General features: G+C 59.3%; 12 protein-coding genes and 3 pseudogenes. 5 read left to right on the top strand and 10 right to left on the bottom strand.

Annotated features, from left to right (window positions below; genetic code table 11):
• Nucleotides 1–245: 245 nt before the first annotated feature.
• The 9 genes and pseudogenes from MESS2_RS34050 to MESS2_RS00555 all read right to left on the bottom strand — a co-directional run.
• A pseudogene (locus MESS2_RS34050) lies at nt 246–381 on the bottom strand (dihydrodipicolinate synthase family protein); the annotation flags it as partial.
• A gap of 15 nt (nt 382–396) precedes the next feature.
• Nucleotides 397–1197, bottom strand: a complete 801-nt coding sequence (locus MESS2_RS00505; RefSeq protein WP_008872045.1) for a YggS family pyridoxal phosphate-dependent enzyme — start codon at nt 1195–1197, stop codon at nt 397–399.
• Between the two features lie 1098 nt (nt 1198–2295).
• Entirely contained in the window at nt 2296–4155 is a 1860-nt protein-coding gene (locus MESS2_RS00510) for an ABC transporter ATP-binding protein (protein WP_008872048.1), read from the bottom strand.
• 883 nt (nt 4156–5038) lie between these two features.
• Nucleotides 5039–5176 (bottom strand): annotated as a pseudogene (locus MESS2_RS32100) (phenazine biosynthesis protein PhzF); the annotation flags it as partial.
• 151 nt (nt 5177–5327) lie between these two features.
• Nucleotides 5328–5614: pseudogene (locus tag MESS2_RS30485) on the bottom strand (Tn3 family transposase); the annotation flags it as partial.
• Nucleotides 5615–6102: 488 nt separating this feature from the next.
• Nucleotides 6103–6768 carry an ATP-binding protein gene (locus MESS2_RS00525; RefSeq protein ID WP_008872051.1) on the bottom strand — a complete coding sequence of 222 codons (666 nt, stop codon included), beginning with the start codon at nt 6766–6768 and terminating at the stop codon, nt 6103–6105.
• Between the two features lie 311 nt (nt 6769–7079).
• The gene (locus tag MESS2_RS00535) at nt 7080–7373 is read right to left on the bottom strand and encodes a hypothetical protein (RefSeq protein ID WP_008872053.1); all 294 of its coding nucleotides are present in this window, start codon (nt 7371–7373) and stop codon (nt 7080–7082) included.
• Nucleotides 7374–8004: 631 nt separating this feature from the next.
• The gene (locus MESS2_RS00550; RefSeq protein ID WP_008872055.1) at nt 8005–10386 is read right to left on the bottom strand and encodes a putative bifunctional diguanylate cyclase/phosphodiesterase; all 2382 of its coding nucleotides are present in this window, start codon (nt 10384–10386) and stop codon (nt 8005–8007) included.
• 37 nt (nt 10387–10423) lie between these two features.
• Complete coding sequence (locus tag MESS2_RS00555; protein ID WP_008872057.1) at nt 10424–10942, bottom strand: putative pterin-binding protein; 519 nt, start codon at nt 10940–10942, stop codon at nt 10424–10426.
• A 189-nt stretch (nt 10943–11131) separates the two neighbouring features.
• Here MESS2_RS00555 and MESS2_RS00560 point away from each other — a divergent pair, with 189 nt between their 5' ends.
• From MESS2_RS00560 to MESS2_RS33165, 5 genes are all read left to right on the top strand, one after another.
• Nucleotides 11132–11533 carry a 6-carboxytetrahydropterin synthase gene (locus MESS2_RS00560; RefSeq protein WP_008872058.1) on the top strand — a complete coding sequence of 134 codons (402 nt, stop codon included), beginning with the start codon at nt 11132–11134 and terminating at the stop codon, nt 11531–11533.
• Between the two features lie 637 nt (nt 11534–12170).
• Entirely contained in the window at nt 12171–12416 is a 246-nt protein-coding gene (locus MESS2_RS00565) for a hypothetical protein (protein WP_008872061.1), read from the top strand.
• 45 nt (nt 12417–12461) lie between these two features.
• Nucleotides 12462–12809: a hypothetical protein gene (locus tag MESS2_RS32640; RefSeq protein ID WP_008872062.1), complete on the top strand. Its 348-nt coding sequence runs from the start codon at nt 12462–12464 to the stop codon at nt 12807–12809.
• On the top strand, nt 12691–13185 hold the full coding sequence (locus tag MESS2_RS00570) for an ABC transporter substrate-binding protein (protein WP_157357556.1): 495 nt from the start codon (nt 12691–12693) through the stop codon (nt 13183–13185). The genes MESS2_RS32640 and MESS2_RS00570 overlap by 119 nt, the downstream gene beginning before the upstream one ends.
• Entirely contained in the window at nt 13182–13985 is an 804-nt protein-coding gene (locus MESS2_RS33165) for a hypothetical protein (RefSeq protein ID WP_244439826.1), read from the top strand. The genes MESS2_RS00570 and MESS2_RS33165 overlap by 4 nt, the downstream gene beginning before the upstream one ends.
• A gap of 73 nt (nt 13986–14058) precedes the next feature.
• Here MESS2_RS33165 and MESS2_RS32920 read toward each other — a convergent pair.
• The coding region (locus MESS2_RS32920; RefSeq protein ID WP_209436068.1) for a hypothetical protein at nt 14059–14291 on the bottom strand (233 nt) is incomplete at its 5' end.

Here is a 14291-nt window from a genome sequence, read left to right on the forward strand (position 1 = left end):
GCTCGCCGGGTTGGGGTCGGTAGCCTAAGGGTTCGAAAGCCTTCGGGCATCTGATGCTCGGTGTCCCAGGTGTAGATGCCTGTCAGGTTGATATGTTCCCAACTCAGCGGCGAGATATGCTTCAACAGCGTCTCTGGAATGTTTCGCCCTGGCCTGCCGGCCATCCCCCCCCGCAAGGAGGGAGATTGGCAGCTTCGCCGCTGCGCCCATCTCTGCAACATTGATGATTGGCGAAAGCATTAGTGACATATAAATGCCGGTGCTGCCGAGCAGGCCGATGGAATCGACCTCAGCCGCGATCAGCCGGCTGACCAGTTTCCGTAGCGCGTCAACGTCGACCCGGCCGGAACGATCGGCGGGGGTGATCGGAAAAGCAGACAGGCCGTTTGCGAAAAATCATGGTTCAATTCCTCGATCGGTGGGGACGAAACCCGGCCAGTAGTGGCCGTCAGGCGTCGGCCGCTTGCCGAAGATGGCCTGACCGACGCGCACGACAGTGGCGCCTTCCTCGATGGCTTCCTCGAAGTCTCCGGTCATACCCATGGAGAGCCCGGTGAGCGCGGCGTTGTGCTTCACGGCTTTGTCCCGCAGCCGGCGCAGTAGAATGAAGCAAGGCCGCACCTTGGCCATGTCGGAGGAAAACAGCGCAAGTGTCATCAACCCGCATGGCCGGAGACGGGGAACCTGATCAAGGGTCTCCACGAAGGGCAGCAGTGCGTTCGGATGGAGGCCGAACTTGCTGTCCTCGCCAGACGTGTTGACCTGCACATAGACGTCGAGGAAGCGATCTTCGCGCTCCAGCCTCGTGTTCAGAAGGTCGGCGAGTCGCAGGCTGTCGAGCGCATGAAACTCACGCGCGAAGCGGGTCAGATATTTGGCCTTGTTGGTCTGCAGATGTCCGACGATGCTCCAGTCGATGGCGAGATCGTGAAGCGCCTCGCACTTTGTCATTGCCTCCTGGATCTTGTTCTCGCCGAAGGTGCTGATGCCGACGTCGAAGGCATATCGCAGGATATGGGCCGGCACCGTCTTGGTGATCGGCAGCAACCGCACGGAGGCACGGTCGCGCCCGGCCCGTGCGCAAGCAAGCGTGATGCGCTCTTCAACCGACGCCAGATTGGTGCGGAAGCTGGTAAGGGGATCAGGCCCGAAGCGTTCGACGTCCTCGGGCGAAAGCGGCGGATTGTTCGTGCCCATTGTGATCTGCCCGTGTCGTAGACAAGCTCGTTGGCCTTGAGCCACGTGTAGCCGACGCCACTAAGAAACACGAGGCTCCTGTCGGGCGCTGCATAGATGGTCCGATCCGCCGCCGTAGTGACGGCGGACAATGTGCAGACGGTGGCGAAAGCAAGAATTGCAACTGATGATGTGCAGCGATTCATGGGGCGGCCTCCTTGGCCCCCCAGGGATCGGGATAGCCCGTTTGTGATTTTCCGTTAAACGTCGGCGGCTCTCAGCGCCTGTACGCGGGGAGTTGTTTGTCGCGTCGACCATTCCTGGGCATTGGTCCAAAGACGTTGAACTCCGATGCGATGTCGAGGACGGCTTTGGTCATTGCCCTTTGTCTGGTGCGCACCGCGCTCGTTGCCCGTTCTACATGGGTAGCGGTGGGCTGCCTTGAGCTGGATCAGTTTTAGGGCGAACGGCCTGGTTGAATTCCGGCTCGCGACCCCGTTGCGGGGCCAATTGCAGTGGCGTCGGCAAACGAGCCACCCCCCGGCCCTGCCGGTTATGCGTTCGCTGTTCCCAATTCCCGAAGCTCGTCGAGCATGGCGACGTCGAGCCGGTTGGGGCAATCTGCCATGCGCCCCTCCTCCTCGGCGTGTTGCCTGCGCCGTTGCGGACCAGAGGCCGCGATAGCACCGGCGCAATTAACCAGCGGTGTTGCGCCACCCAACTCTTGTACCACGCCTTGTGACCCGGTCCGGATAGCACCAGACGGAGTTTCCAATGCGTTTTTCGACTCGGCTCACCCCTCCTATCGTAAGCTTCTGTGTCCTTGCACGTTCGGGCACCGCCTCAGCAGCGCGCTTTGTGTCCCGCGTCCAATCGTCGACGACAGTGAGGATGTGGAACGGTCGGAGACGAAGTCGAGCGATCACCACTGCTTAAGACTCGGCGGTACCAGCATCGGCACGGCCGCGGGCGGTCAGCTTCTCGCGATAGAACCGAAGAGCTCTTGTGGCAAAGGCGGCGAAAGCCGAGATTTGTCTAACGCGAACATGCCCGCTCTCTACGACAACAGCCAAGCATTGCGAGCAGCGCGGAGCCGTGACGAACGACCTTCCAGTCGGCTTATCTCTCCTCGGAACTGTCGGCAATGTGGCCGCCGGTCTGCCGCCGCCACAGGCGGGCATACAGGCCGTCGCGTTTGAGTAGCTCCGAGGGGGAGCCCTCCTCAACGATGCGCCCTTTGTCGAGCACGACGATCCTGTCCATGCTGGCAATCGTCGACAGGCGGTGGGCAATGGCGATCACCGTCTTGCCCTCCATTATAAGCTCGAGTTTTTCTTGGACCGCCGCCTCGGCTTCACTGTCCAGGGCAGAAGTCGCCTCGTCTAGAAGGAGGATTGGCGCGTCCTTAAGCAGCACCCGAGCGATGGCGACCCGCTGACGCTGGCCGCCAGAAAGCTTCACCCCGCGGTCACCGACGAAAGCATCGTAGCCGGTGCGGTTTTCGCTGTCCTTGAGATCGGCCACGAAACCGTCCGCATCGGCCAGCATTGCGGCGCGTTCGACCTCCTCCGGCGAGGCATCCGGCCGGCCGTAACGGATATTGTCCCCGACAGAGCGATGGAGCAACGAGACATCCTGGGTCACGACCCCGATATTCTGACGCAGGCTTGCCTGCGTCACCGAACGGATATCCTGGCCGTCGACGACGATTGCGCCATCGTTTACGTCGAAGAACCGCAGAAGCAGGCTGACAAGCGTTGACTTGCCGGACCCCGACATGCCGACGAGCCCGACCTTCTCGCCGGCGCGGACCCTGAGCGATAGATTCTCGATTACCCCTTTTCCTTGCCGGTATTCGAACCGGATATCCCTGAACTCGACCGTGCCGGCGACAACGGCCAGCGGCCTGGCTCCGGAGACATCGGTTACCGTTGAAGGCGTGGTGATGACCGGCATCGCGTCGCGTATCGTGCCCACAGCCTGGAATATCTGCTGTCCTAGCTGGAGAAAGGCCAGGGAGTTGGCGTTGAGCCGCTGAACGAGTGCGATTGAAGCAACAAATTGGCCGGTGGTGACAAAACCGGCCACGAGTCCCCAGAGCCCGACGGCGATGTTGGTCAGCGAAAGAAGGACGTTCAGCAGGACGACGCTGGTGTCGGTTGTTAAGTGGATGCGCCGTTCAAGCTGTTGCGTCTCGATGGCATCTCCCATGATGGTGCGCATTGCGTCCGCCTCGCTGTCTTCGGCCGCAAACAGCTTGACCACGTGGATGTTGCTGTAGAGGTCGGTCATGGCGCCGACGACGAGGCTGCGCGCGCGGGCAGAGTGGCGGGACCGCACGGCAAAACATGGCACTGCCACAACCGCGACTGCGACGTTCGCCATGATCCAAAAAAAGACCGGAAGCGCCAGCGGCCAGGACAGCGTGGCAAGCAGCAAAAGCGAACCGAGAAACTGCACGAGAAAATACGGTATGCTGGAAGACGCTACGACGATCTGCTGCTGCACGGCGGCGGCGAGTTGCGAAATGCGCGACGCCACCTGGCCGGCGAAGAGATCGTGGAAGAATGCAAGGTCCTGACGTTCGACCGCCTTGTAGCCATGCCATTGCATAGCCGCGGGCATGCATACGGACACTGCCTGGGAACCCAATGTCTTGGCGATGAACATCAGCAGCGGTTGCACGGGGAACATCAGCAGGCCGAGGAACGTGAGCATAGGCCAAGCTTCCTCAAGGAAAACCGCCGCACCGTTCGTGCTCACCCCGTCCACAATGATATACATGCCCCAGATCACCGCGAGGTTGATTCCCTCGACCGCCATCATGAGGACGGCGATGGCCGCCAGCACGCCACGGAACATGCGTGCGAAATGCAGAAGCAGCGCAAACGGACCTGTTGCCGGCAAAGGCGCGTAGGGGATATCCAGCGGGCGGATAAGCGTCTCAAAGGGACGATAGATGAAATGCAAAGGCGACATGGCGGGTCAAACCGGCTGATCAGAAGAATGGGTGCGGCGCATCGGAGGAGTGCGAGAGCGCTCGCCCCCTGAACTGCCAAGCGCACGTTCCTCGTCCACACACAATGCGTTCCTGGCGCGCTTCGAGCGGACCACGCAAGGCTGAGGGGCGCACTTGAATGTACATGCGCGCTGTGGCCACGTTCGAGAGCTGCATAGGGTGGCCCTCGTAGTGCTGGTGGACGGCTTGGCTGAAGGAGGCGCGATCTACGAGGAGGCGCCGCGGCTGGCTATAGCGGTCCAGCTCCCCAGGTGTGGCTGGGTTCATCGTCCTGTTCTGGCCGTCTCATTGCGGGCATCGAGCACGCTCCTGGTTGATTTCTCGGTCCTCCACGACGCCCTGCCGACGTCTCACTTACGAGATCAAAGCAATTTGCGTGCCGGATTTGCGCTCCGTTTCGTTCCACCGCTTGCTCGCCAGCCGGTGCCTGGCTGTAACGGCCAGCGGGTGGGGCTCCGACATTCTTGTTCAGTTTCGGACACGCTCGGGAAGACCGAATGGAACCTCGAGCATGTAATCGTCGCACCCGAGCCGAATTTCATCCTCACCGGCTCCCGACCAGGGCGCTTGCTGAAAAGAGCGCTTGCTGCGCCGGCCATGGGTTCGCGGTAACCGCCGCAACCTTTTTACTTCTGATATCGACCTGCTGGTTCACGGAAGAAGCCGATCCCGTGCGTCGCGCGATCGAGCGACTGCCGATCATCTGCGGGGAAGGGACATTCCCTCACGACCTGATCTTTGCATCGGACATTTCGGTCGAACGAGTGCAGGAGCTACTCCATGACGGCGTTTAGAAGCCGGGTCGCTAGGCTGTCGCTGAAGATCGACCACGTTGCGAAAGAGCGGCAGTTTCGCCAGATCGAACTCGTCGAAGGTCGGGCCGTCGTGCTTGCTCACCGCGCGACGCACCGGTCCGGTATTCTCCTCCAGCACGAAGATGCCGGTCGCCTCGCCAGGGAGTTCAGCACCACTGCAAGCGGAATTCCGGTTTATAGAATTAAAAGGATTCATGACCTTCACACTGATGCGATTGCAGATAAAATGCAGAATCCGGGCTACGCCATTCTCGCAATAAACTGCCAAACCTGACCGAACGACTGCGTTCTCACCATTAACTGCCAAGCGACACTTCGTGGATTTCGCGCCGGAAGGCTTCCGAGCCGAGATAGCGGTGAGAAAAATGGTCTTGATTGCCTTGCCGAGTTGGGCCAGCGCCTTGTAGCTCGGGCGCTGCACGCTCGCCCGCGCAAAGCGGCGCAGGATCGATTCCGCATCGGCCGTGCGGTGCTGCAGGGCCGCCGCATATTTGATCAACTCGTCATACTGCTGCTCGATGAGGCTCCAGTCGATCGCCCGTGTCAGGATCGGCAGAAGGTTCGGGAGCTCGCGCGCCATTTCGGTGTCGGGCACCCCGCACTTCATCGGCAAGAGAACGGGCGACGGTTCCGGCCACGGTCGCCAACCATCTGGTGGCGCACCGCGACGGTCCGGCTCTTATGCTACGGCGAACTGGGGAGCACATGCGCCCCCTGCCATGACGCATCCAGAAGGAAGAGGTGAGAGGTTACGCGAACGGGTGTGATGGAGTGGGAGGCGCATCGCGTCCGACCATCCGTGGAATCGGCAGCCTTGATTAACGTCTGCGAGGTCTGACCAAGGCCATCCATGGCGGAGTGCTCTCGCTGAGGTTAAAGGCAGCCTCTTCGGCCTCGTACCGGGTCAGCCCGGTGAGCGGCCGACCGTATCTCTCGGCGGGAAGCCCTGTCAGGCTATCGATCACATACCACAGCCCTGATTCCGACGGCAGAATCTTGTAGCGCCTCATCGAGCCCTCGCTTGCTGGAAGCACAGAGAACTCCCGCTTTACCGCAAAGTTCCGCAGTGCAGCATCAAAATGTTACGACGCACTATGAAGGATGCAGTTCATATGACGGGCGGGGTCCTTTTGGCGCGCTGCCCGGCTGCCGGGTGCTGGTCTCCGGCCCGGCCGGCCTTGATAGGGCAGCTCTGGGGCTTCGACGACTCACGCAGCTCGGCGTTCCTGGACGAGTGGCGCCGCCAACTCGTGTATGCGCATTTGGACAAACCCTCCTGGCGATATCGCAAGGATGCTGGTGATGTGTCAGGTAGATTACCTGCCCCACTTTCGCCATGTCGGCGAATAGCCGGAAGGCTTCCACGGCACGGAAGTCGTCGAACGTCTCCATGATGTCGTCGGTGATGAAGGGAACAGGAGTTCGAGATTGGGCGAACTCGTGGTAGCCGGCAGCCCTGAGCGCGAGATAGAGTTGGAAGCGCGTCCCCTTTGACATTTCCTGAGCCAGGCTCGAACTCCCATCAGCCCCGATGCCAATAAGGACTTCGGTGTCCTTGTCGGGCTGGGTCGCCAGACCACGATAGGCGCCCCGGCTGATCACCTGAAAAGTCGCCGAGGCGCGAAGCATCATCGAACTGCGATGCCTGTCGCGATAGAGGCGCAAGGCCTGCTCGGCTGCGACGATGCCGGCCCTGAGGCGGAAGTACCTGAACGCCTTATCCTCGATTTTCCAGGAGAACCGTGCGCCTTTGCTCATCAAGAGCAGCTACGGCACTATCGCCGTCGACGGCTTCCACCTCGTCGGACGCTTTGCTGTATGCCGTAACAGCTCTCGTACGCGCCGATCCTGATCCTCAAACCGGGCTCTAGGTTCTACCTGCTCGGCCTCAAGCGCCGGCCGATCCGCGGCGTCAAGCATCGCTTCGACATCGCCCATGTCCTGGATTGATCGTGCCTCTCGGATTTCGCGTTCGATGGCATTGCAACGCCGGAGCAAGTCTTTCCTTTGCTCGATCATGCGCAGCTTTTTCTCTACGTCCTGCAAGGATGATACTCCGAATAGTCGCGTCATTTCAGATTTGCGGCGCTCGCAATCGCGATTTCCGCCTCCAGGTCCCGGATTTTGACACTCTGATCCTCGAGAGCAAGCTGCTTGGATTCCCCTTCTGCCTTTTTCGTCCGGGCCTCTTCCACTCTGGCGGACATCAGCGCCCAAAGTCTCAGGGCACTGTCTGCTGGTCGCTCCAGTCCGAGTTCTGCAGCCATGACGGCAAGCTCGCGCGAGAAGGCCGCCTTCTTCCATCTTGGCGATGCGATCTGCCAGACCGGCTTGACGTTGAGCAGCCGGGCCGAGTTCGGCAAGTCTGTCCATGACCTCCTTGACGGTCGCGAGGCTGGGGATAGTCCCTCCAGCGCCGAGCCAGCAGCTCCTGCAAACCTCAGCCCATGACGCGCCCCATTGCGCCTCATACGGCGGTCCGCCTCTTTTGCCGCCAAGATTCCCGCGTATGCCAGGCTGCCGGTCGCCTTGTTGGGAAGGCACAACGACTAAAGACGGCGGCAGGATAACACCAGCCTGCGCCGGATGCGGCTGACCTCCGAGGAGAATGACAAGCGTGCAACCACGGAAACGGCTAGGCTGCGCAGGGCGAAGGTCGCGGCCATGTGGGCAGATAGGAGGATCAACTTGTAAGGGAGCGAGCGCGGCGCTGTCTCAAGCTTGGCCATTCGGATCAACATCGAGATACCGCGCTAATCGAATTTTTTCAATTTTTCCGCCAACGCAGCCATCTGTTGCGGTTCCAGGCCCGATATAGATCGAGATTACCACCAACACCCGAGCGCCCATCCTACTAACGCCAAAGGAGCGTATGGCCGATGCCGCCAAATGGCGGCGAGGGAGCTCCCACGGGCCAAAGCCAGGTGCATAGAGCGAACGGGCTTCCGGGCTCCAGTCGGAGGCGAGATCCTCACGGCACGGGGCTGACAGAAGCTACGCAGCAGCCGCTTTACTCCTACGATTGCCGAGGGAGTCCGTTATTTCAGCTAGCGATTTTGGTGGGCTGAATAGATATCCCTGAACCTCGTCGCAACCTGTAGCGCGAATAATTTCCAGCTGGTCCTCAGTCTCTATTCCTTCAGCCGTGGTCTTCATGCCCAAAGCATGGGCCAAACTGACAATCGCGTGCACGATCGCCATGTGATCCTGATTTGTGGAGATTTGCTCCACGAAGGAACGGTCTATTTTGATCTTGTCCACGGTATATTTTCTGAGATAGCCGAGCGAGGAATAACCGGTGCCAAAATCGTCGAGTGATATGCGGACACCCAGCGCACGCAAGTCCGGTAGCGCACAGGATGACCTTTGGCTGTCCTCAAGCAACAACGTTTCTGTCACTTCCAGTTCAAGGCGATTAGCAGGAAATCCCGTAGCGGCGAGTACTCTGGAGACCATCTCAACGACATCGCCTCGCATGAACTGCGTTGGTGATAGATTAACTGCGAAATTGAGCTCGCCCGGCAATTTTACAGCTGCTCGACAGGCTTTTTCCAACACCCACTCGCCCAGGTTGACGATCAAGCCCGTGTCTTCGGCGATGGCGATGATTTCCTCCGTTTCGACCGGTCCGTGTCTGCAGCCCGGCCACCGCAACAGTGCTTCAAGTGTGGTGACTTGCAGCGTGTGAATGTTCACGATCGGCTGGAATACTACATCGAACTCCTGGTCAAAATCGGCGGCACGCAAATCGAGTTCAATCGTCCGACGGCGCTGAAGACGCGCATCCATCTCGGGCTCGAAAAAGCGATATGTGGCACGCCCGTGTTCTTTGGCCCGGTAGAGCGCCAAGTCGGCATTTTTCAGAAGCGTGTCAGGGTCGTCGACAATCCCTGACGTCACGGCTACGCCGACGCTCACCCCGATAAGGATCTGATGCCCATCGAGCTGGTATGGTTCGCTAAGAACCTCGAGTATACGTTGGGCAAGTTGGTCAACATCCGCTGGCTGTGTGACATCCACCTGCAGGATCACGAATTCATCGCCTCCCAGCCTAGCCACAGTGTCCTCTCGGCGAACGAGGGTTGAGATGCGGGCAGCAACCTGGCGGAGTAGCCGATCGCCTATGGAATGTCCGAGCGTGTCATTGACGTTCTTAAAATGATCGAGATCCAAGCAGAAAACCGCGGCAGAGCGCTGATGCCTTTGGCACCGAGCCAGCTCACTCACCATCCGGTCACGAAGCAGAATTCGATTAGGTAAGTCAGTGAGAGCGTCATGGCGCGCCATGTGCACCATTTGGGCCTCAGCGTGATGGCGTTCGGTGATATCGTCGTAAGTAGCCAGCCAGCCTTCATTGTTCATCGGTTGATGCAAAATTGAAATCACGCGACCATCGCTCAGCTCCTGCAGTAACGTACCCCCCTTCTTTCGAGCAATCAGGCTAAGTTGTTCCGAATGGATATTCTCGGCGTTGTCCCGGGAGCAGATACCCGCCTGGACCGTGAGCCGTATGATATCCTCAAGGGTACTCCCCGGCCGCAGCGATTCCGGAGACAGACCATACATGGCGGCCAACCTGCGATTGCTAACGATAAGCCGGCGGTCTTCGCCGAACATGCAAAGCCCCTGCGACATGTTGTGTAGTGCACTATCGAACAGACGGTTTTGCGTGATCAACTCATCATTTGCAGCGTGCGCTGCAGAATTGGCCTTCTCGAGGTCCCCGCTCGTTTGCACCAATGTCGCATTGAGCGCGTGGAGTTTTTGCTGAGCCTGGATAAGAAGTCGGTGCCGTCTTTCCAAAAGTACAATAAGCACAAACGTGCAGAGCACGAGGCCCCAAGCCAGGGCAGAGAACGTCCAATGCAGTTGCAGAAGTTCTTGTTGGTCGCGCGCGACCTGTTGACCGCCGTAATTATTGGCCTCCGCGGCAAGACCGATGAGGTCTCCTTCCAGAGGGACCATTTCTGATAGGATGGCTCTCGCAGTTGCGGGAATCTCAACCTGCTCGATCAGCATCTCGGCGCGATGGAGGAAGTTGGATAGTGATTCAACCGTCCTTTGCCGGTCGTCCGCTTCCAGCACAAACGGCTGAAACTCGCCGCTGCGAAACAGCTCAAGCCGATTCTTGACAATTTCAAACCGAAGCTGCGCCTCTTGCTTCGAGCCTTCACCGGCCGCCAATTCGCTGACGCGCTGACGCAGCCGCAAAAACTCGTTCACGCCCTGACCTGCGCTCCAGGCCACATTGTAGCGCGAGACCATGGCGAGCATCTCCTGACGCTCGAAGATGAGCGTCGAAAGATAAACTGCGCCAACGCTGAGAGCAATGATCGCGGTGCTGAGACCTATCTTTAAGGGGTGAAAAGCGCCCACTGGAGGACCCCGCAACAACGCATAAATTATCTCTTGTTCATCGCACAATCAGGCGTGAAAGTTGCCAAATCGAACGTGCATAGTATTTTTGGGCCTGCAATTCTGGAGCGCTGTCGTAAGGATACACTACGAAGAGGGGCCCCTTATCGCTAACCGGCATGTATTGCTTATCGCGCTTCAGCGCCAATATCACATCGAAGTCGTCAAAATCCTCAAGAGGAATTGTCGTACGGTAGTCGTTCAGAGCTATGGCGACTACTTCCGTGCCGTGCGCTCCGACAAGCGCCATAATCCGTTTGAGTGAGACGCCCTCAAACTCGACCGGTCCGGAAAACCAAGGCGTAGTGGTGGTCAACGTGGTCATACCGAGCTTCTCGAGCATCCCACGATCGAACTGCGCCATACCATCGGCGTTAGTCACTCGGATATTGCCCTCGATCGACAGGATTGGCGTCTCCTTTGGCGGCAACAGCTGTTGATCCTGAACGTGCCCCGGAGATATGGTCAGCAGCATAAGCGCAACAGCTAAGGCAAGTGCGCCGCGAATCCCTGACATCATTTTATCCTTTGCCTCACTACACTACGCGCTTTCAATGCGTCGCGATCCTTGAACGCCGCGTTAACTGCGCCCGTAAAATCGCGGGCTAATGCCTCTTTCCATTGAGCCAGGGGCCGGCTCAGCCCGTTTGACACTGATTAATCACAATGTCAGAAGCTTTGCCCTCGGCATTTTAAGGAGTGAATTTTGGAACGTTCTGCCAGCGTCGCCATGGTCGAGACATACAAAGAGTTCACATTCGAGGCCGCCCACCAGCTACAGCCATTTTCCGGGTTACACGGCCACACCTTCAGGGTTCGAGTCCACTTTAAGGGCTCACCTGATGCAGTGTTCGGCTGGCCGGCCAATCTTTACGAGGTAGAGCCGAGAATTAGTTCGGTGCAAAAAATCCTGGACCATACATACCTGAACGACATTGACGGTTTGGCGGTGCCATCCTTGGAGAACATCGGCAAATGGATCTGGGATAATCTTGCGCCTCATTGCCCGCAAATTGATCGCATTACGGTGTCGCGCGGCCCAGATGGGCAAGCCGAAGGCTGCACATATCGAGGAGGCCCTGATTGCCGGGGGCCAATCGGCCCTTAAATTGCGGGTAGCGGTCAAGCCATTTCTTCGTTCTTCCCTGGACGAAATCTGTGGCGGAGGTGTTTGCGATGTTCCGTTTGAGTGCCTCAGCTATGCAATGAGGGCCCGGACAAGCCAACCTCAGCCGAATTCGACGAGGTCAACGCACCAGGCCCGGGCAGAAGCATTGTGTCAGCCTTCAGTCCTGTTTGTCGTCGCCGGGGTCAACCGAACCGCGGCAACAGGCGCTGAGCGCCGCGCGGACACAATCTGATGGCGCGACCATCTCACCAAGCCGATCCCGCCGTCCGTCGACAGTTTGAAGCGTTGGCCGGCTATGGCATTCCCGAACTCGGCATCGCCAGGTTGATCGGCGTCAACCCGAAGACGCTGCGCAAGGCTACCGCTCCGAGCCGGATCTCGGTCACCTCAAGGCAAACTCGGCCCGTCGCTGGCGGAGACGGAACGCGTCATCTGTCCTGCCAGCCGCCTTTCCTTCTGGGCTCCGACCTCGCTCACCGCGGCTGTTGCCTCTCGCTGGATCGGCAACGGTACCGCCGACGAGATCTGCAGAACCATCCAGCAGGAGAGTGCGGAACGTGAGAAGCTAGCGTCATCGATCCTGGCCGATGCGGATCTGGTTTCCAAGCCGGGCGCGATGCACGTCTGGCTGCGTCTCAGCGCCGCCCACGACCGCCACGCCTTCGCGGCCAGCCTCAAGAACCGGCAGGTTCTGGTCCGCCCCGCCACTTTCGCGGTCGACGACACGCCACCGCCCAATGCCGTGCGGCTGTCGCTGAGCTCGCCGCTCGAACGCGGCGATCGAGTGCGGCCTGCGCATCATCGCCGCCAATCTCGGGCGGCCCAAGGACTTCTGACCGCCGGCAATCGCGCCGGCGCATAAGCAACAGGCCGCTGCATGCGGCCATCACCCACGGAGAGACGACCGATGTTTTCGAAACTGTTCGGGGCCATGCTCATCGCGTGCACAGCCCTTGTCCTACCGGCTCAGGCCGCGGACATCACCCTCAGGGTCGACAAGACGCCCTCGATCTTTGCGGACATGTTCAAGGACCTTGTCACCGCATTCGAGGCGAAGAACCCGACCATCCATTTTCAGATCGACACGTCCCAGCGCCACCAGATCGACACGATCCAGCGCACGGATGCGCCAAGCCGTGATAAACGATCTGCCGGACGTCTCGTTTCAGGGCTTCAACTACCTGAAGCTGCTCGCGGATGGCGGCCATATCCAGCCTCTGGACGGCCTGATGGCGGCCGACGGCGGATGGAGTGAGACCCAATATTCTCCTTCTGTGGTCGCAACTGGCAAGATCAACGACAAGGTCTATGCCCTCGGCGTCGCCTTTGCCTTTCCGATCCTCTATTACAACGCTGATCTCATTGCCGAAGTGCAGGGCGGCAACAAGGAGCTGCCCGCCGATTGGGACGGCATACTGGCCGTCGCACGGAAGATCCAGGAAGCCCATCCCGAGGTCCTCGGGGCCTATACGCGCTACAATTCCTTCCTCTCGCAGGGCCACATCATGAGCCGCGGCGGCTCGGTCGGTAATGCCGAGGGAACGAAGGTTGCCTTTATCGACGAAAAGGGCATGGCCGCGTTCGACCTCTTCCGGCGTTTCGGCGAGGCCGGGAGGCGAAGGTCGATATGACTGACTCGCAGGTCCGCCAGTCCTATGTCAGCATCCTCGCCAATTCCAGTAGCAGCCTCGCGAGCTTCTCCAGCAAGTTCGAGATCGGCACGGAGCATTTCCCGTTCCGCCTCCGTCATCTCGGCCTCCAAAGTCTCCTGCACGACAGTCTGCAAAACCTTGCGAAAGCCGTCCTCATCCGACAACAGCAACGCTTTCAACTCGCCTCCGCTCAGTCTAACTTCTCGCTTGGTCATGGCACTCCCCTTCCACGGGAATCGGTGATCGTAACGTCACCAGCGTGCCATGGCCGCCCCTCGCCTCAGAGCAAGGGCTGTTCTCTCTCCAAAGCTTTTTGCAGAACCTTCAGGACACTATCGTCTCAGGCGCCAATGTCGACCCAAGGAGGATGTTCAACCGTGGCCGTACAGACCCGAATGCAGACGGTATCCAAAGCCGCAATGAAACCAGCCTCTTTGTCGGAAAAGGCAGAGGCTGGAACGGCTGCAAGGGAACCAACAGCGGCGCCGGTTTCAGAAGCGGATGCGACAAGAGAACGGCCGCAGCGCAGTCTGCCGAACCCGAGCAGTGAAGAACGCAAGAGCAAGGCGATCGAACGTGCTCTGGCTCAGGAGGAGGGACGCTATCGCTTGCGCGACCTCAAACGCGCGCACGCGCGAGAAGCCAAGCATTACGTCAATTGCCCGCTGGACTACGACACGAAGCTGCGACTGCAAAAGGCCGCCTTCGACAACGACATCAAGATGACGGTGATCATAAAGGCAGCCATCGACCAGTTTCTCCGAGACAACGGCTATTGATCCGTGAGCGGTCGAAGCCTCCTGCTCGGGATGATGATCGGTATCCTTATTGGCATCTACGCCGCACCGTTGATCAGTCGCCGAGGCTGTTATGGGCGGAGGCTGCCATCCGGTTTGTCCCAAAGGGCACAGAGCTGGACGATCTCGTAGCCGTGCATGGCGCGCTGAAAGAATTGAAGGCGTGGCCCGCGCTCGATGCCGGAATCTGCCCCGCCAACAACGGCGAATACACAATCAGAGCATTCTGCTCTGAGATCAGCAAAAGGGCGCTGATTCCGTCAACGACATTCTTGATCTTAACTCGGG

The organism is Mesorhizobium metallidurans STM 2683 (assembly GCF_000350085.1).
Classification (GTDB): Bacteria; Pseudomonadota; Alphaproteobacteria; order Rhizobiales; family Rhizobiaceae; genus Mesorhizobium; species Mesorhizobium metallidurans.

Bases quoted from the DNA above. Each gene is read 5' to 3' on its own strand.
- MESS2_RS00505 (WP_008872045.1), bottom strand. From the start codon at position 1,197: ATGGGCACGAACAATCCGCCGCTTTCGCCCGAGGACGTCGAACGCTTC.
- MESS2_RS00510 (WP_008872048.1), bottom strand. From the start codon at position 4,155: ATGTCGCCTTTGCATTTCATCTATCGTCCCTTTGAGACGCTTATCCGC.
- MESS2_RS00525 (WP_008872051.1), bottom strand. From the start codon at position 6,768: ATGAGCAAAGGCGCACGGTTCTCCTGGAAAATCGAGGATAAGGCGTTC.
- MESS2_RS00555 (WP_008872057.1), bottom strand. From the start codon at position 10,942: ATGTCAGGGATTCGCGGCGCACTTGCCTTAGCTGTTGCGCTTATGCTG.
- MESS2_RS00565 (WP_008872061.1), top strand. From the start codon at position 12,171: ATGCACGTCTGGCTGCGTCTCAGCGCCGCCCACGACCGCCACGCCTTC.
- MESS2_RS32640 (WP_008872062.1), top strand. From the start codon at position 12,462: ATGTTTTCGAAACTGTTCGGGGCCATGCTCATCGCGTGCACAGCCCTT.
- MESS2_RS33165 (WP_244439826.1), top strand. From the start codon at position 13,182: ATGACTGACTCGCAGGTCCGCCAGTCCTATGTCAGCATCCTCGCCAAT.